The sequence below is a fragment of the Bacillus sp. AFS017336 genome, assembly GCF_002555445.1.
Taxonomy (GTDB): Bacteria; Bacillota; Bacilli; order Bacillales; family Bacillaceae_G; genus Gottfriedia.
In genome coordinates, this window is record NZ_NUCO01000025.1 from 131,042 (window position 1) to 149,165 (window position 18,124).

The 18,124-nt window shown below is 33.3% G+C and carries 18 protein-coding genes; 11 read left to right on the forward strand and 7 right to left on the reverse strand.

What is annotated here, in order from left to right:
• Nucleotides 1-63 precede the first annotated feature (63 nt).
• Nucleotides 64-417, reverse strand: a complete 354-nt coding sequence (locus tag CN601_RS28020) for a YesK family protein (protein WP_098171653.1) — start codon at nt 415-417, stop codon at nt 64-66.
• A gap of 149 nt (nt 418-566) precedes the next feature.
• Between CN601_RS28020 and CN601_RS16255 the strand changes: the two genes are divergently transcribed.
• The gene (locus CN601_RS16255) at nt 567-2,747 is read left to right on the forward strand and encodes a DNA topoisomerase III (protein WP_098119002.1); all 2,181 of its coding nucleotides are present in this window, start codon (nt 567-569) and stop codon (nt 2,745-2,747) included.
• Between the two features lie 30 nt (nt 2,748-2,777).
• On the opposite strand, the gene CN601_RS16260 is transcribed toward CN601_RS16255, so the two are convergent.
• A complete protein-coding gene (locus CN601_RS16260) occupies nt 2,778-3,275 on the reverse strand; it encodes a precorrin-2 dehydrogenase/sirohydrochlorin ferrochelatase family protein (RefSeq protein WP_098119001.1) in 498 nt (165 codons plus the stop codon).
• Between the two features lie 256 nt (nt 3,276-3,531).
• On the opposite strand from CN601_RS16260, the gene CN601_RS16265 reads away from it, so the two are divergent.
• Nucleotides 3,532-4,071 carry a PTS sugar transporter subunit IIA gene (locus tag CN601_RS16265; protein WP_373604985.1) on the forward strand — a complete coding sequence of 180 codons (540 nt, stop codon included), beginning with the start codon at nt 3,532-3,534 and terminating at the stop codon, nt 4,069-4,071.
• Between the two features lie 26 nt (nt 4,072-4,097).
• Here the strand turns inward: CN601_RS16265 and CN601_RS16270 are convergent, their stop codons facing one another.
• Nucleotides 4,098-5,147 carry an acyltransferase family protein gene (locus tag CN601_RS16270; protein ID WP_179865578.1) on the reverse strand — a complete coding sequence of 350 codons (1,050 nt, stop codon included), beginning with the start codon at nt 5,145-5,147 and terminating at the stop codon, nt 4,098-4,100.
• Nucleotides 5,148-5,507: 360 nt separating this feature from the next.
• On the opposite strand from CN601_RS16270, the gene CN601_RS16275 reads away from it, so the two are divergent.
• The 6 genes from CN601_RS16275 to CN601_RS16300 all read left to right on the forward strand — a co-directional run bounded on the left by CN601_RS16275 (nt 5,508) and on the right by CN601_RS16300 (nt 12,822).
• Nucleotides 5,508-6,428 (forward strand): ABC transporter ATP-binding protein, encoded by a 921-nt coding sequence (locus tag CN601_RS16275; protein ID WP_098171655.1) that lies wholly within the window; start codon nt 5,508-5,510, stop codon nt 6,426-6,428.
• Entirely contained in the window at nt 6,425-7,522 is a 1,098-nt protein-coding gene (locus CN601_RS16280; RefSeq protein ID WP_098171656.1) for an ABC transporter permease, read from the forward strand. Before CN601_RS16275 ends, CN601_RS16280 begins: the two co-directional genes overlap by 4 nt.
• 273 nt (nt 7,523-7,795) lie before the next feature.
• A complete protein-coding gene (locus CN601_RS16285) occupies nt 7,796-9,943 on the forward strand; it encodes a YhgE/Pip domain-containing protein (protein ID WP_098171657.1) in 2,148 nt (715 codons plus the stop codon).
• 100 nt (nt 9,944-10,043) lie between these two features.
• Nucleotides 10,044-10,979, forward strand: coding sequence for a glycosyltransferase family 2 protein (locus tag CN601_RS16290; RefSeq protein ID WP_098171658.1), 936 nt, complete (start codon nt 10,044-10,046; stop codon nt 10,977-10,979).
• Between the two features lie 113 nt (nt 10,980-11,092).
• Nucleotides 11,093-12,079 (forward strand): YeiH family protein, encoded by a 987-nt coding sequence (locus tag CN601_RS16295; RefSeq protein ID WP_098171659.1) that lies wholly within the window; start codon nt 11,093-11,095, stop codon nt 12,077-12,079.
• 74 nt (nt 12,080-12,153) lie between these two features.
• Nucleotides 12,154-12,822, forward strand: coding sequence for a uracil-DNA glycosylase (locus CN601_RS16300; RefSeq protein WP_098171660.1), 669 nt, complete (start codon nt 12,154-12,156; stop codon nt 12,820-12,822).
• A gap of 453 nt (nt 12,823-13,275) precedes the next feature.
• Here CN601_RS16300 and CN601_RS16305 read toward each other — a convergent pair whose 3' ends face one another.
• Nucleotides 13,276-14,088, reverse strand: a complete 813-nt coding sequence (locus tag CN601_RS16305; RefSeq protein WP_098118993.1) for a Cof-type HAD-IIB family hydrolase — start codon at nt 14,086-14,088, stop codon at nt 13,276-13,278.
• A 137-nt stretch (nt 14,089-14,225) separates the two neighbouring features.
• On the opposite strand from CN601_RS16305, the gene CN601_RS16310 reads away from it, so the two are divergent.
• Together CN601_RS16310 and CN601_RS16315 are read left to right on the forward strand one after the other, a co-directional pair.
• Nucleotides 14,226-14,513, forward strand: coding sequence for a YwdI family protein (locus CN601_RS16310; RefSeq protein WP_098118992.1), 288 nt, complete (start codon nt 14,226-14,228; stop codon nt 14,511-14,513).
• A gap of 18 nt (nt 14,514-14,531) precedes the next feature.
• A complete protein-coding gene (locus tag CN601_RS16315) occupies nt 14,532-14,897 on the forward strand; it encodes a DUF423 domain-containing protein (protein WP_098118991.1) in 366 nt (121 codons plus the stop codon).
• A gap of 51 nt (nt 14,898-14,948) precedes the next feature.
• Here the strand turns inward: CN601_RS16315 and gerQ are convergent, their stop codons facing one another.
• The 3 genes from gerQ to hemQ all read right to left on the reverse strand — a co-directional run bounded on the left by gerQ (nt 14,949) and on the right by hemQ (nt 16,765).
• Nucleotides 14,949-15,341, reverse strand: a complete 393-nt coding sequence (gene gerQ / locus CN601_RS16320) for a spore coat protein GerQ (RefSeq protein WP_257131725.1) — start codon at nt 15,339-15,341, stop codon at nt 14,949-14,951.
• A 28-nt stretch (nt 15,342-15,369) separates the two neighbouring features.
• Entirely contained in the window at nt 15,370-15,798 is a 429-nt protein-coding gene (locus CN601_RS16325; protein ID WP_098118990.1) for a cell wall hydrolase, read from the reverse strand.
• 220 nt (nt 15,799-16,018) lie between these two features.
• Nucleotides 16,019-16,765 carry a hydrogen peroxide-dependent heme synthase gene (hemQ, locus tag CN601_RS16330; RefSeq protein ID WP_098118989.1) on the reverse strand — a complete coding sequence of 249 codons (747 nt, stop codon included), beginning with the start codon at nt 16,763-16,765 and terminating at the stop codon, nt 16,019-16,021.
• Between the two features lie 235 nt (nt 16,766-17,000).
• Here hemQ and pta point away from each other — a divergent pair, with 235 nt between their 5' ends.
• Nucleotides 17,001-17,972, forward strand: a complete 972-nt coding sequence (gene pta, locus CN601_RS16335) for a phosphate acetyltransferase (RefSeq protein ID WP_098118988.1) — start codon at nt 17,001-17,003, stop codon at nt 17,970-17,972.
• The last annotated feature ends 152 nt before the right edge of the window (nt 17,973-18,124 follow it).

Sequence of the window (18,124 nt, forward strand, 5' to 3'; positions counted from 1 at the left end):
CCTTTGTTTTTTTAGTAAAATAAAACGTCATTTTTCTGCAAAAAAGCAAACTAAGTCGAATGATCAATTATTGTGATTCCATGTGAAAGTTATGAGCGTAATTGCCATGAAGACTATTGGAGAGGCTAAAAAGAGAGAAAATCCAAATGCACTTAATCCCATCCCATTCCAACCACCAATTACAATGCCAAGAAAGATTATAACCACACCAATAATTGAAATTACCAATGGAACAATAAATCGAAAGTGTAGCCTTTTTCTAAATAGAAAAGTAGAAACAAAAATAAGAATACAACTTAAAATAAGTGTAAGCAGTAAATAGGAAGTCATATTAATACATGTTCTTTTCTCATTAAATAAATAGAATTTTTTGTAAAACTTTTCATTATTTTGTCTTGTTATATATGCTAGAAGCATGTAGTTTCGTTTCCAAATGTGGACAATTTTCGAAAGATAATATGATGATGAATAGAGTCATTAAATCAAAGTTAGTTAGATTTTGTTTAAATAATTAGAAGTGTTAAAGTTAGATATAAGGAAATTGTAAAAATATTAAGGAGTATGATATGAGTAAAATTGTAGTATTAGCAGAAAAACCTTCAGTTGCTAGAGATATAGCGAAAGTGCTGGGGTGCAATCAAAAAGGTAACGGATTTTTAGAAGGAAAAAAATATATTGTAACCTGGGCATTAGGGCATCTTGTAACTTTAGCTGATCCAGAAGGTTATGATAATAAGTATAAATCATGGAATTTAGAAGATTTGCCGATGATTCCAGATAAATTAAAGCTAGTTGTTATTAAAAAGACTGGCAAGCAATTCCAAGCTGTTAAAACACAGTTATTAAGAAAAGATGTTTCGGAAATTATTATTGCAACGGATGCAGGTAGAGAAGGTGAGCTTGTTGCTAGATGGATCCTTCAAATGGCGAAGGTGAACAAACCTATTAAAAGGCTGTGGATTTCCTCTGCAACAGATAAGGCTGTAAAAAAAGGCTTTGAAAACTTGCGTAGTGGTAAGGAATATGAAAATTTATATCTTTCTGCTGTGGCTAGAGCCGAGGCAGACTGGATTGTGGGAATAAATGCAACAAGAGCACTAACTTGTAGGCATAATGCGCAACTTTCGTGTGGTAGGGTTCAAACTCCTACATTGTCGATGATTTTAGAGCGTGAAAAAGAAATAAGAGAGTTTAAACAACAAACTTATTATGGGCTTCAAGTAGTAGCAAATAATGTAGTTTTCACGTGGCAGGATCGTAAATCGAATCTTTCAAGAATTAATACATCTGAAGAATTACAAAAAATTGTTGGAGCTATAAAAGGAAAGCAATTGAAGATTAGAGAAGTTTCAACAGCTGAAAAGAAATCATTTGCGCCGCAGCTTTATGATTTAACAGAGCTTCAAAGAGAGGCTAATAAAAGATTCAATTTTTCTCCTAAAGAAACTTTATCGATTATGCAAAAGCTTTATGAGCAGCATAAAATTGTTACGTATCCACGAACTGACTCAAGATACTTATCATCGGACTTAGTTGATACATTAAAGGAACGCTTATTAGCATGTAACATAAAGCCTTATGGCAAAATCATTATGAAGCTAACAAATCAACCGATTAAAGCTAATAAATCATTTGTTGATGATAATAAGGTAACTGATCACCATGCGATTATACCGACAGAGCAGGCACCGATCATTAGTGAACTTTCTTCAAAAGAAATTAAAATATATGAACTAATCGTTAGAAGATTTTTAGCAGTGCTACTACCTCCTTATGTATATGAACAAGAAAAAGTTGTCGCAGAAGTTGATAATGAGGTATTTGTTGCTAAAGGAAAAAGGGTTATCTCTTTAGGGTGGAAAGAAGTCTTTAAGGACGAAGAAGAAAATGATAATACGGAAGACCAAAGGCTGCCGATCATTAATGAAAAGGAAAATTTCCAGATTACAAAAGTAACTGAGACAAAAGGATTTACGAAGCCACCGGCGTATTTTAATGAAGCCACGCTTTTAAGTGCGATGGAAAACCCAGTACAGTTTATGTCTGGAAATAGTAATGATTTGAAGAAAACGATTGGCGAGACGGGCGGTTTAGGAACTGTTGCGACAAGAGCAGATATCATTGAAAAACTTTTCAGTAGCTTTTTAATTGAAAAAAAGGGAAAAGATATTTTCATAACAAATAAAGGGAAACAATTATTAAACCTTGTGCCGGAAGCTTTGAAATCACCTGCATTAACGGCTAATTGGGAGCAAAAACTTCAAGCTATTTCTAAAGGGAATTTAGCTAAGTCTACATTTATGAATGAAATGATTAAATTTTCTTCAGATGCTGTTCGAGAAATAAAACAAACTGAACAAAAATTTAAGCATGATAATATGACGAGTACTAAATGTCCTGAATGTGGAAAACTGATGCTTGAGGTAAATGGTAAACGAGGAAAAATGTTAGTTTGTCAGGACAGAGAATGTGGTCATCGTAAAACAATCTCACAGTCTACAAACGCTAGATGCCCTAAATGCTTCAAGCGCTTAGAACTTAGAGGTGAGGGAGAAGGTCAAATTTTTGCATGTTCATGTGGGCATAGAGAAAAGCTTACTAATTTTAAAGAGAGACGCTCAAAAGAAAAAAATAGTAAAGTTTCTAAACGTGACGTTCAAAAATATTTAAACAAACAAAACAAGCAAGAAGATGAGCCATTTAATAATCCATTTGCAGAAGCATTAGCAAAGCTTAAAAAACAGTAATAATATGTAAGGCCGGCCAGCCATTGGAGATTACTCAATGGCTGGTTTTTTTCGTTCGATCGCATATTCGTTTACAATTTCGCTATAATGATCCTCAAAATAATTTTCTAGCTCCTTTTTTATCTTTTTGGAAAGAACTGGACTTTTACCTGATGTTGAGACTGAAACGACGAGGTCACCTCTACGCACCACGGCAGGAGTATGAAAATCACTATTACTTTGATCACTAACATCATTAAACCATTGGAAGTCTGTCATACAATCTTTAATAAATTTATTTGTATTTTTATCATTTGTCGCTGCAATAACAATATGAGCGTCCTTTATGTCATCTTTTTCAAAATACTTATTCATTAGCTTAATAGTAGGTAAATTTCTTAATTCCTCGCATATTTGAGGACTAATAATGGTAATAGTTGCGCCACTTTTCAAAAATGCTTTTGCCTTTCGAAAAGCAATTTGCCCTCCACCGATGATCGTTACCCTTTTATTTTCTAAAGTGAATAATAGTGGAACCATTTCTGTCATATAATCGCTCCTAAATAGTAATTGTACATTGTCATTTTATCAAATATTGTTATTTTGTAGAAACTAGCTGGAAAGTGAGAAAATGAAGGAATTTCATGTCTTTTATTGAAGACAAAATACAATTTGATTAATATTTCAATAAAAGTTCACTTTTTATTAGGCAAAAAAGTGTTTTTTCTGTTAGGATAATTAGTATTATTTTCTATGAAAAGATAATGATAAGATTGGAATCTATTTTAAAGAAAAGGTGAGTTTTATGTTTAACAAACTAAAGAAAATGTTCGGTTTAGAGGAAGAACAGCAAGACGGTACTACTCAAGCATCTGCTCCTGCAGCTAAACAAGTTGCAATTAAGGCACCATTAACTGGAGAAGTACACCCACTATCAGATGTACCAGATCCGGTATTTGCTGAAAAAATGATGGGTGATGGGTTCGCTATTACACCTTCAGAAGGTGTTGTTGTTGCTCCTTTTGACGGAGAAATTGTACAAGTATTCCATACAAAACATGCGATTGGAATTCGTTCAAAAGATGGCGTAGAGATTTTAATTCATGTTGGATTAGAGACAGTTAAACTTAACGGTGAAGGCTTCGACGCACATGTAACTGAAGGACAAAATGTTAATGCAGGAGATCACCTATTAACATTCAACATAGATTACATAAAAGAAAATGCAAAGAGTACAATTACTCCAGTGATCTTTACAAATGGAGATGTACTAGAAAATATTAATATTACAGCTACTGGCTCAGTCCAAAAAGGTACTGATGCAGCTGTTGTTACTTTAAAATAAAAAAAATAGCCCTCGGGCTATTTTTTTTATGCTGTTCTTACTTTTAAATTTTGCTTACGCTTTACATTTAAACCAATAAAGAACGGCTTTATCGTAGGCTGAGATTCAATAATAAATTTCTTAGTCAACATAGGAACGGCTAAGCCAATGACTGTGTACAATAACGGACCATAATCGAAAAACTGCGAAATAACAGCATTCGCAAAAATATGGATATACATAATTGTTAGTGATTCTTTACCAAAGATTGTGCATGGTTGTACGAATTGTAGCTTCGCGAGCTTTTGGCATAAAAATAACACTGCAATGGTCATCGTAATTGGAATTAATGCATCTAAAAATAAATGATCATATCTTAAATATTTAAGACTTAAATGATAATCTAATTTATTCATTTTATATAATGTCATATAAAAAATACTTAACGAGATACATGAAATACCAATAAAGTTAGAAATAGATGCAATAAATTTTTTTGCAAAGAAACCTAGTCCTAAAAAGAATATCGCTAGTAAAGCGACATCCATATTCCATGGAATCGAAATTTGATTAAAGGTGTTTTTACCGATATGTGGAATTAATTTAATTGTTTCAAAATGCGCAATTAAATAGCAAGCGATCACAATGGAAAGGCGAACAATATTCTTTTTAAAATATAAACAGATTACTGCAAAAAGTATTTGTGTAATAAATAAACATGTTACATACCAGAATACGCCATGCACTCCTGTAATAAATCTACCACCGATTATTAATGAAATTACTTCATTTAATAAGTTTGAAGTACTAATCGTACCTCTAAGTACCTCTGTTGTAATGTCATATAAACTAAATAGTACTAAATACGTACAATAAGGTACTAGCAATCTACATGTTAGTTTTTTAATAAAAAATTTCAGTTCACTGACAGAATTAACTGGTTTAAATAAATAGCCACTAATAATAAAAAATAGGGGCATATGGAACCAGTAAATAAAAGTAATAGAATTCGGACCTTCTGTAGAATGACCATAAACAACCAAAAAGATACCGATCATTTTGGCAACATCCAACCATTTTTCTCGTTCTATTCTCATTTTTATCACCTTGTTTTTATGGCCGTGTAAAAGATACCAACAAAAAAAACATAGCCATTTTATTTGTTTTATGTCCAACATATTGTAAACGATGAGTATTACAGAGTGACAACATGGACGTTACAATAAAGTTATAAAATGTAAATGATTATTACATAAATGGTACTAATTGTTTTAGAAGTCTTGTATAGTATGGAATAAGAACAGATGGAAAAAAATGTAATTTTTTCATTAAAAATTATTAATGTTTATCTTTTTCGACAAATAAATTAATTTTTGCATTATATACTTAGCAAGCTGATTAAAAAAAGAGAGAGTATTCCTTTTAAATAGTTAATTAGACGAGGTGAAGATAAAACAATGAGTTCAATTATTGAAGTTGAAAACCTTAAAAAGCGTTATGGAAATTTCTATGCAGTAGATGGAATTAGTTTTGAAGTTGAAAAAGGTGAAGTTTTTGGATTGCTTGGCCCAAATGGAGCTGGCAAATCTACAACAATGGAAATGCTTGTGGGCTTAAGAAAGCCAGATGAAGGAGTTGCTACGATTGCAGGGCATAAGATTGGGAAGGACTCAAATAAAATAAAACAAGAGATTGGTATACAGCTTCAGTCGACATCTTTATTCGATTTGTTAAAAGTAAAAGAAATCATTGAGATGTACGCTAGCTTCTATCCAAGTCATATCCCAATTCAACCATTGATTGATGAAATGCTATTAACCGAAAAGCAAAATAGTCTAGTAAAGGGACTATCTGGAGGACAAAAGCAGAGATTAGCGATCGCGTTAGCGTTGATTCATGACCCTCAAATTATATTCTTAGATGAGCCAACTACGGGACTTGACCCTCAAGCTCGCAGAACATTATGGGACATCATTTTAAAGCTAAAAGAACGCGGTAAAACAGTTGTATTATCAACTCACTACATGGATGAGGCTCATGTATTAGCTGATCGAATCGGCATTATGGATAAAGGAAAATTAATTGCTCTTGATACACCAAACAATTTAGTTAGTTCAATCTCCGCTGAAAGTGCGATTGAATTTAAAACTAAATCGCCAGAGCAAGAAGATAAGTTTACACATTTAGATAGTGTAATGAATGTTGTCATAAATCATGATTTCGTTACATTGTATACGCGTAATCTTCAAGCTACTTTAATGGCTTTATTAGAGCAAACAAAACAAGAAGATATGACGATTTCTGATTTATCAACAAGAACCGCTACTCTTGAGGATGTATTCCTACACATGACTGGAAGGGGGTTACGTGAAGAATGAAGGCTTATTATCAATTGACTTTAGCACAACTTCGAATTTATGTGCGTAATCGTCAAGCCCTAGTTTGGACACTACTGTTTCCATTTTTCTTTATGATTATTTTCGGACTAATATTTAACGATGGGAATACAACTAGCTATTCGGTAAATTTAATTGACTATGACAAATCTCAAGCAAGTAAACAGATTACTTCAGTTTTGGATAGCCAGAAATCGCTAAAAATTCATAAAAAAACGAATGAATTAAAATCAAAAAAATTATTATCTGATGGAAAAACTGATTTTGTCATCGTCATTAACAAAGGCTTTCAAGATCAGGTGAAATCTAAACAACAAACTGCACCTGCTCAATTAAAAGTACTTTATAACGAAAGTAATTCGGCCCAGCTCCAAGGGGGAATTGCTACAATTACAGCAAATGTGGATGCCGCAAGTAAACAAATGGCAGGATACACGCCAAAAATTGTTACAAACTTTAAAGGTGTAGCCGGGATTACACTTTCCTACTTAGATTTTCTAGTACCTGGAATTATTGCAATGCAAATCATGAATAACAATATGAATGGTGTCGCAGGCCAAATTGCATCGTGGAGAGAGCGAGGCGTTTTAAGAAGGATGCAAGGCACTACATTAAGGGCCTCTACATTTATTGCAGCACAAATAACAGCTAGACTAATATTAAATAGCTTACAAGCAATTTTAACGCTTTTAATTGGCTATTTTGGATTCGATGTCAGTATTCGAGGGTCATTTTTATTAGTTGTATTGTTTGTAATATTAGGCACATTAACGTTTATGAGTATTGGTTTTATTATTGCAAGTCTAGCAAAAAGTCCAGAGAGTGCTGGACCAATTGCAGGTTTCTTATCGTTCCCGCTTATGTTTTTAGGTGGAGTATTTTTCCCAATCAATAATATGCCCGAATATTTACAGCCAATTATAAAAACAATTCCGATTACGCATTTATCAACAGCGATGCGAGATATTATGAATGTCGGAGCAACCTTTGGAGATCTACTCCCTGACTTCGGTTGGTTGTGCGTCTGGATGGTTGTGAGCTTCTTAATCGCTGCTCGTACGTTTAGATGGGAGTAAACTTAAAATAAGGATTTATTAGAAGACTTTCGCTAATTTAAAGCGAAGGTCTTTTTTTATTAAGCTATTTTTGATTTCTCCTATCCTTGCTTTCTAGAATAGTTATGAATTTTTTATTGCATACTATATGAAATTAATTTCTTTTCTAAATCAAGGCATGAAGAAAAGAAGAACAATAAGGAAAGAATGTGGAGATTGCTTCAGTCTCTTTTCCTAGCCAAACTCCTTCATTCTAAGTACTTTCAACTTTATTTAAGATTAGGTGAGTTATAGATGAATTCAATTTTTGAGATTTATTTTCGCGATGTGAAACGAATTGTAACTAATTGGGCAGCTTTAATGATTATCGCTGGCTTAATTATCATGCCTTCAATGTATGCATGGTTTAATATTAAGTCTTCGTGGAATCCGTATGGAAACACGAAGGGCTTAAAGATTGCAGTCGTAAATGAGGACAGAGGTGCAACTGTTTTAAATAATAGGATAAATATCGGAAATGAAGTAATCAATTCATTAAAAGAAAGTCCTACACTAGGCTGGCGATTTACAAGTAGGGATAAGGCAAATGAAGGGGTCAAGCAAGGGAAATATTATGCTAGCATTATGATTCCGAAAGATTTTTCCGAGAAAATTAGTACGGTATTAACAGACAATCCAAAAAAACCTGAACTCGTTTATCAAGTAAATGAAAAGCTTAATATTATTGCTCCGAAATATACGGAAAAAGGTGCAACAGGTATTGCGAGCGAGATTACAAAGAAATTTGAAAAGACCGTCAGCAAAGAAGTACTACAGGAATTTAATAAAATAGGAATTGATTTGCAAACGAACTTACCTGAAATAAAACAATTTGAGCGAATGATTTTTAAGCTAGAAAAAGACTTGCCTGAAATAAAATCTGAAGTAAATAAAGCATTAAATGATTACAGTAAAGTACAAGGAGTCATTCAAACAGCTAATAAAGATATTGAACTGATCAATCAGATCGTTTCAAATGGTGAGAAGCTTACGGGTAGTTTAAATGGATTTTTTAATCAAGTTAATCAATCGATACATAATGCAATTCCATTTATTAAACAGACCCTTAATCTACTCCAAAGCCAATCAGCCGTCATTCAAAGCACTATATCACAAATGCAGAATCAAGGTATTAATCCTGATGAGTCAACTAGGCTATCAGATGAAATGGGACAAATTTTACCAAATTCAAGAAATATCATTCCCTCTTTAATTCAAGTGCTTCAATCGTTTAATAGTCTAAATACTACAGTAAATTTCAATAAAGATATTAACGCACTAAAACAATTAGATGCAGACCTAGCGACAATTCAAAGTGAAAATGATCAAATAAAAAGGGAAATTCAAAACGGTGGCAATGTGCCTACGGATTTGCTTCAGAAAATGAACGATCGAGCAACTAATATAAATAACACGTTAGCGAGTTTAAATTCAAATTTTGACCAAGATTTTGTGCCAAAGCTAAATGAGGCATCGAGATTAGTGAATGAATCCATTAAAAATAGCCAGACGATATTGACTGATGCTAAAAATAATATACCGATCATTAAAGGGGTACTTGCTGGTACATCCCATTTATTAGAGACAAAAAAGGGTGATATACAACAATTAATTAATGAATTCCCGGTCATTGAAACAAAAATTAAAAAATTAGCTAATGAGATTAGAAAAGCCGAAGAAAAAGGTAGTATCGAGGATTTAATAAATTTTCTTCGGACAGATATCGAAAAAGTAAGTGACTTTTATTCAAGTCCAATTGAAATAAAGAAAGAGCGGATTTTCCCAATACCGAATTATGGGACAGGAATGACACCCTTTTATACGACTTTGTCATTATGGGTAGGCGCATTATTAATGGTTTCTTTATTAACCACAGAAGTTCATGAAGAGAAATCTTATAAAAGTAGGGAAATTTACTTTGGGAGATTATTAACTTTCATTTCGATTGGTATATTTCAAACACTAGTCGTAACTACTGGCAATTTCCTAATTTTAGGAACATATGCAGCAAGTAAAGGTTATTTTATTTTCTTCGGACTATTGATTAGCATCGTATTTACATTGATTGTTTATACGCTTGTTTCGGTCTTTGGCAATGTCGGGAAAGGCATCGGTATAATCTTCCTAGTTCTTCAAATATCTGGTGCTGGGGGAGTCTACCCAATTCAAGTAACTCCGCCATTTTTCCAAACAATCAACCCATTTCTACCGTTTACTTATGCACTAAGTTTGTTAAGAGAGGCTACCGGTGGAATCATTTGGAATACCGTTCAAAGGGATCTTCTGACACTAGCCCTATTTGTCATTATTGCAATTATAATAGGTGTAGTTTTTAAAGCGCCAATTAATAAAAGAGCTAGTAAAATAGTGGATCTTTCTAAAAAAAGTAAACTCATTCATTAGTTGCCAAAAAATACAAATTCAAATTAAAATGATTGAACTGTTTCACCAAGTGCTATAACATAGATAAAAGTTATCATTTCATAGCTTTTAGGAGAAGTAGGTGTTTAGTTTGAAAATTTCAGTTGTAGTTTATTGTTATAACAGTGGAGAAAATTTAGAAAGATTTCACGTTAACTTATCAAATACATTAAAATTACTTAAAGACGATTATGAAATTATATATATAAACGATGGAAGTGAAGATGATACATTATTAGCACTTCAAGTTGTTGCAAACCATAGCAATCATTTGAAATATATCTCGTTTACTCGTCACTTTGGAAGAGAAGGTGCACTGTGCGCTGGTCTTGAACACTCAAAAGGTGAGGTAGTCGTGTTAATGGATGGAAGCTTTATACATCCACCAAACGTTATTCTTGAGATGATGGATGAATACAAAAAGGGTAATAACCATGTACTTGCCTCAAAAAAATTAGAGAATTCAGTTCTAAAAAAAGCGAAAAAAGGCATTGTTGAGAAATTCATTAGAAAATTTGTTGATCCTGACATTTTGCAAAATGAATCTGACTTTCGTTTGTTAAGCAGAAAGGTAGTTAATGCAATTTTAAGTATGCCTGAATCAAATCGTTATTCAAAAGGTATGTTTAATTGGATTGGATTTAAAATAAAAGAAATCGAATATGAAATCACGTCAAGAATAATTAATAAAGAGTCAGAAGTAAAGAAGCTTGATTCTATGAAAAGGTCGATTGAGTATATTCTTTGTTTTAATACGAGGCCATTGAGATTGTTAACTAAAATTGGTTTACTATTAATTGGCATTAGTCTTTTAATCTTTATTATGATGAGTTTTAAAGTACTTTTGGTAGGGATCAGAATACCTGGCTTATATACAATTTCCAATTTCATTATGTTATTTGGAGGAGTCCAACTATTAATGATTGGTGTATTAGGTGAATATTTAGGAAAGACATATTATGAAGCAAAGAGAAGACCTCAGTACATTGTAGAAGCTTCAAGCTACGATAAAGAGTAAATTTTTTATATGGTAAATTTGGAAATTCGACAAGAATATTGTCGAATTTCTTTTTTCGTTACATAATAATGAAGGATAGAATTAAATATTATAGTGAAAACTTGGAGATTATTATGGGGAATGTTTTGAAGATTATTCCAGGGTTAGTTATTTGTCTTATTATCGCGCTTGTTAGTCAATCACTTTCTTATATATTGCCAATAGGAGCGGCTACATTTTCAATTCTAATAGGGCTTTTAATCGGTAATACTGTTCACTTAAAGTCTTATTTTGAAGGCGGTAGAAAGTTTGCAGAAAGTAAATTATTGGAGATTTCAATTTTTTTATTAGGAGCAACTATAAGTGTTCAAATGATAAGCTTACTGGGTTTAAAAGGCATTATTTTAATCGTAACTCAAATGTGTTTTGTGATCATTTTTACGATTTGGGTCGGCGAAAAATTAGGTTTTGGATTGAACTTTAGTTATTTAATGGCAAGTGGAAATGCAGTATGTGGCTCATCAGCAATTGGTGCCACAGCTCCTGCTATTCACGCTACTCAAGAAGAAAAAGGCTTGGCAGTGACACTTGTAAATATGATGGGAACAGTCTTAATGTTTATCCTGCCTGTTATCGCTTCTGTTTTATATCACTCGCAAACATTACCGACTTCTGCGTTAATCGGGAGCACCTTACAATCAGTTGGTCAAGTTGTTGCCAGCGGTAGTTTGGTGAACGATGAGGTAAAAAATTATGCGACTTTATTTAAATTAATTCGAGTAGTTTTTCTTGTTTTTGTAGTGTTCAGTTTATCGAATATAAAGAGAAGAAATTTACCTACTGAGGACTCAGTTGAAAAAGTAAGAATCCAATTTCCTTGGTATGTAATTGGTTTTGTGATTATGTGTGTTTTATATAGTTTAGGAGTGCTACCAAGTTGGGCTGCAACTATTTCTAATAATACAAGTCACTTGCTTGAAATTACTGCACTGGCTGCTATAGGATTGAACGTAAATCTAAAACGAATTATTAAACAAGGGAAATTACTATCGCTATACGCACTGAGTATTGTAGGCTTTCAAATACTATTAGCAATTTTATTAATTCAACTATTCTATTGAGTTGGGGACAACGACAATAAACAACAAATAAAGACTATTTCTCGGGAAATTTCGTCAGGAAAGGTGGTATTTCATTGCTTCAACTATCGTCACAGTGGAGAGAAAAATTAAAATCAGAATTTGACAAACCATATTTTAAAGATTTAATGCGTTTTCTAGAAGAAGAATATAAAAATCAAACCATTTATCCTGAGAAAGATCATTTATTTCAAGCGTTAAATGAATGTTCATATGAAGATTGTAAAGTGGTCATCTTAGGACAAGATCCGTACCATCAACCAGGTCAAGCGCATGGATTAAGCTTTTCTGTATTACCAGGAGTAAAAATACCACCTTCTTTAAGAAATATCTATAAAGAACTAAACAGTGATTTAGGCATAGAGATCCCAACAAGCGGCTATTTAAATAATTGGGCAAATCAAGGCATCTTGTTATTGAATACGGTTCTAACAGTTCGCGAAGGAGAGCCCAACTCGCACAAAAATAAAGGGTGGGAAGTATTTACAAATACAATCTTATCTGAATTAAATAAACACGAACGTCCGATTATTTTCGTTTTATGGGGAAAACACGCCCAAGCAAAAGAAGAATTAATTACAAGTAGCCATCATGTAATATTAAAAGCCCACCATCCGAGCCCATTATCTGCTAGTAGAGGATTCTTTGGAAGTAAACCATTTTCACAAATTAATCAAAAATTAGAAGAGTTTCAAATGGAAGCAATTGATTGGGCAGTAAGGTAGTTATATCAATATCAAAAAAGAAGCTGTCTTATGAGGCAGCTTCTTTTGATTCCGTAGGGAAAACGCGAACACCTTGTGTATTTTGTTGATAAAGCTGTGAACTTTATTGATAAAGTAGTTGTTTTTGTTGATAAAATAGAAAGTTTTATTGATAAAACCGGAATATTTGTTGATAAGACGCTTGTATCTGTTAAAGAGGGGGATGTTCACTCTAATAATCAAGTGGGTTTTTCATGAGTATACCGAAATATCAACGAGATTTGATCATATATCAACGGAATTAAACACTATATCAACGAGATCTAGCCATATATCAACGAGGTTCACAACTTTATCAATATTGTTCACCTAGTGTTCGCCTAAACAACATGAAAAACACACAAAATTTCAATACATAAAAAAAGATAACCCATCATTCTTGCGGGTTATCATACGTTTACTATGATCACATCATTATTGATTATTCAGTATAAACTTCTCAACAACTTGTGCCACACCATCTTCATTATTAGTGGCAGTTACATAGTCTGCTTGTTGCTTAATTTCTTCTGGAGCATTCCCCATTGCTACACCTAGTCCTGCGAATTTAATCATCGGAAGGTCATTATATCCGTCACCTACAGCGATGACTTCATCTTGGCGAATTCCTAGAATTTGAATTAAATGATTAAGGCTTTTTCCTTTATCTACTTCAATATTCGTTAGTTCTAAGAAGAATGGTTTCGAGCGCATGACGCTAATTTTACCTTCGAGCTCTTTTTGGAGAATTTTTTCAACTTGAGCTAGTTTTTCTGGATCTTCTAACATTAATAATTTTACTACGTCATTTTGTACATGACCGGTGAAACTACTTACTTCTTTTATAGGCATACCTGTAAGCTCGCCTTCAATATCAGTGTATTGATTGCCTTGTTCAGTAATAATATCATTTTCAATATATGTATGAACGAACACATTATGTTTTTTACTAATTTCGTAAAGTTCATGGGCTTGGTCTTTTGTTAATGCGCATTCATAAACATTATTTTTAGTTCGATAGTCAGTAATAATTCCACCATTAAATGATAGAACATAACTACCATAATCATGAAGTAATAGTTCTTCTGCCAGCTTATGCATTGCAAAGGTTGGTCTACCAGATGCTAATACTACTTTAACACCTATATCTTGTGCTTTTAGTAAAGCTTCTTTAGTTCGTGGAGAAATCACATGATGATCTGTCAAAAGTGTGTCATCGATGTCTAATACAATCATTTTATAGTCCAAAAAAATTACCTCCTAAAATTAACCTTTTTAGTATACCACCGTTCGACTAAAATAGTGCTTAATTTGGTTGTTATTCGCTTTCATAAAAAAGCCATAGTATAATAAAGTTTATTGGATTGTGTTAAAAAAGTTTGGTGGTGATTTATCTGAATATCAGTGTAGAAAAAGTAATCCAGCAAATTGAAAATGAGTTACAAAAGGCGAAAGTAAATACACAAAAGCCAGGTCAATTTCGAGAAAGAATAGCGAGTATTCGTTCTTTATGCGAGCTACTTCTTGAAGATGAGAGTAGTGTAGAGGTTATCAAAAGTGTAATAACTAGTAATTTTATTCAATCAATACCAAGTCAGCCTATTATGTCTCAGCCGTCTGTTATGCCTAAAATAGATGATTCGGAACAAGGCGGATCATTATTAGATTTTTAAGATATAGGGGGAGAAGAAGTGAAGTTATTTTTCTTGTTTGGTAGTATTTTTGCATTTTTATCTATCGCATTAGGTGCATTTGGAGCACATGGACTTGAGGGGAAAATTTCAGCGAAATCACTAGAAGTTTGGCATAAAGCTGTTCAATATCAAATGTTCCAAACAGGTGGATTATTTATTATCGCATTTTTAATTGATAAATATGGATCATCAACTCAATTAATGTGGGCTGGATGGTTATCGGTAATAGGAATAATCTTATTCTCAGGAAGCTTGTACATATTAAGTGTATCTGGCATTAAAATACTAGGTGCAATCACTCCATTAGGAGGATTAGCATTTTTGGTTGCTTGGATCTTAGTAGGTATTTCAGTTATGAAATAAAAAAAGTGTTCAATAGTAGTGCGATTTTGCACTGTATTGAACACTTTTTTTCTAAAGTTGATAAGGGAGAGCTATTTCTTCGTCAAATGTGACGTAGTCTAAGTAAATTGTCAGTAATACGAAAGTTTTTGTTGAATTTACATCTCTGAGTACAATATGATCACGTCCTGCCCCCATAATATACCCGACGAATACTTGTTGTTGGTGTCCAGTGAATGTCATATAAACCGTAGCAACTTTCCCACGATTAGCTCTAAGAATATTTTCGACATATGATTGTTCAAAGAGACCAGGTGTAGCTGACACTTGACCCTGCTGAGTGATCATGCCACCTGATGGAGCTGCAAACCCTTGCCCTTGCCCTTGCCCAGTTTGTTGCCCTTGTCCCTGGGTAGGTTGGGCCGCACGATAAATATTTTGATAATATTCGAAAGGATTACTCAAAGAAAAAACCTCCCTTAGTTAAATCGTTTTAAACACTGTAAACTTTAGGACAATCTTGAGAAGTTGGTTGGTAAAAGCAATGTGACTTATATCTTCCTGCTAGTTTTTGGTTAAACCAAGTTCCTGGGCATGAGCCTGCTGGGCGGAAGAACCATAGGCCATAAGTTGCAGGCCAAAAACGTTGTCCTGCTATTACTTTTCTAGAAAGTTCAATATCTTGATCGCGTGCACGTTGATAAAAGTATGATTTTTGCACGGCTTCAAAACCACCAGGATTCTGATAAACCATATCTGTTAGACTCCGAATATCTCTAAAATCTAAGCAGTCACATAATACCCTGTTAACACAGACATTTCCAACCATTAACATACCTTCTTTACCTTCGCCTTCAGCTTCAGCACGCATTAATCTTGCAAGCAATGAAACTTCAGCTTCGGTATAACGAATTACAGCCATAAAAAAGCCTCCTCATCCGAGTTAAATACTCTGCACGAATCCCAAAAGGTGATCGGAAAGCGAGGACTAATTAGTTCGTTCACTACTGTAACTATATTAAAATTGAAAGAAACATATGACACCTTTTCCAAAAGGGAAATAAAAAAACTTCTCAAAAAGAGAAGTCTTTTAATTTATATACTATGACTGATCGTATATAGAGGATACCCTAAGTATTCAATTATACGTAAAGATATTTTGAGAATGCGTCTTCTTTTAAGATCGTTCCAACAAAGAATGAACCAAATACACCATAACGTGCACTTACTTCATCAAAGCGCATTTCATAAATTAATTTTTTGAACTGAAGTACATCTTCAGCAAATAGTGTAACGCCCCACTCGTAATCATCAAAACCAACTGAACCAGTAATGATTTGTTTAACTTTTCCAGCGTAACCACGTCCAATTTTTCCGTGGCTGTACATCATTTCTTTACGAGCTCCTGAAGGAAGCATGTACCAGTTATCTTCACCTTCACGCTTTTTATCCATTGGATAGAAGCATACGTATTGAGATTTTGGTAATGCAGGGTAAAGTCTAGAACGAACATGAGGATTTTGATATGGATCGCCATCTTCTTCGCTTAAGTAATTACTTAATTCAACTACAGAAACGTATGAATAAGTAGGAATCATAAATTGAGACAGTGTAGTTTTGTTTATTTCTGTTTCAATATGTAGTAATTCATCCATAGTAGGTCGTAAAACCATAAACATCATATCTGCCTTTTGACCTAAAATATTGTAAATAGCATGGCTACCTTCACCAGCATCGGCAACTTGATTCCATTTTGAGAATACTTGTTGGAATTCTGTGATAGCTAATTGACGCTCATCACTGCTTAATTGTTTAAAAGCATGCCAATCCATACTTCTAAAGTCATGTAAACAATACCAACCATCTAAAGTTTTTGCAGCTTCACTCATTTTAAATCCCCCAAACGTTATCGTATTGATTTTCATTTATATAGCATACTACAATTAAAAGTATTTTGTAAAAACATACAAAATTATACAGTAACCTAATTTATTTAGAAAATTAGGAATTAATTTACTTTAAATGATAGCGCTTTATTAAATATATTATATTTTTCATTACTCTAAAAAGGTTTTATTCTAATTATAGACAAATAAAATAATTTTAAATATGTTGGAGGCTATTATGAGTAATCTATTTGAAAGTATTAAGCAAAAAGTATCAGGTAAAGGTATTTCAATCGTTTTACCAGAAGGTTTAGATGAGAGAATCTTAACAGCAGCTGATAGACTAGCAAAAGAAGAAGTATTAAAACCGATATTAATAGGTAATGTAGAAAGCGTTAAAGAAAAAGCAAGTAGTTTAGGTTTAGAGCTTCAAGGAGTAGAAATTTTAGACCCATCAACTTATGAAAAAATGGAAGAACTAGTTGCTTCTTTTGTTGAGCGTCGTAAAGGAAAAGCAACAGAAGAACAAGCACGTAAAGCATTATTAGATCCAAACTATTTTGGAACAATGCTAGTTTATGCAAATATAGCGAATGGACTAGTTAGTGGTGCAACACATTCAACTGCGGACACAGTACGTCCGGCACTTCAAATTATTAAAACTAAACCAGGCGTTACAAAAACATCAGGTGTATTTATCATGGTTCGTGAAGATGAAAAATACGTATTTGCAGACTGTGCGATTAACATTGCACCAAATAGCCAAGACTTAGCTGAAATTGCTATTGAAAGTGCAAAAACAGCAAAATTATTTGATATTGAACCAAAAATTGCAATGTTAAGCTTTTCAACAAAAGGATCAGCAAAATCACCTGAAACTGAAAAAGTTGCTGAAGCGGTTAAAATTGCAAAAGAACTTGCGCCAGAATTAACTTTAGATGGCGAGTTCCAGTTTGATGCTGCGTTTGTACCATCTGTAGCAAAAAGTAAAGCACCAGATTCAGTTATTAAAGGTGATGCTAATACATTCGTATTCCCAAGCTTAGAAGCAGGAAACATTGGTTATAAAATTGCTCAACGTTTAGGTAATTTCGAAGCAATCGGACCAATCTTACAAGGATTAAATATGCCTGTTAATGACCTATCTCGTGGTTGTAACAGTGAAGATGTTTATAAATTATCAATCATTACAGCTGCTCAGTCACTGTAAGGGTAGACCGAATTTTTCTTCTTTGATATATAGAAAGAGTGATCGAGAGTCTTTGGACTTTTGAGCACTCTTTTTTAGTTTGATGGCATGGAGATATAAACCAAATTTGAAAATACAAAAAACCACAAGAAAAAGTAATCTTGTGGTTCTTC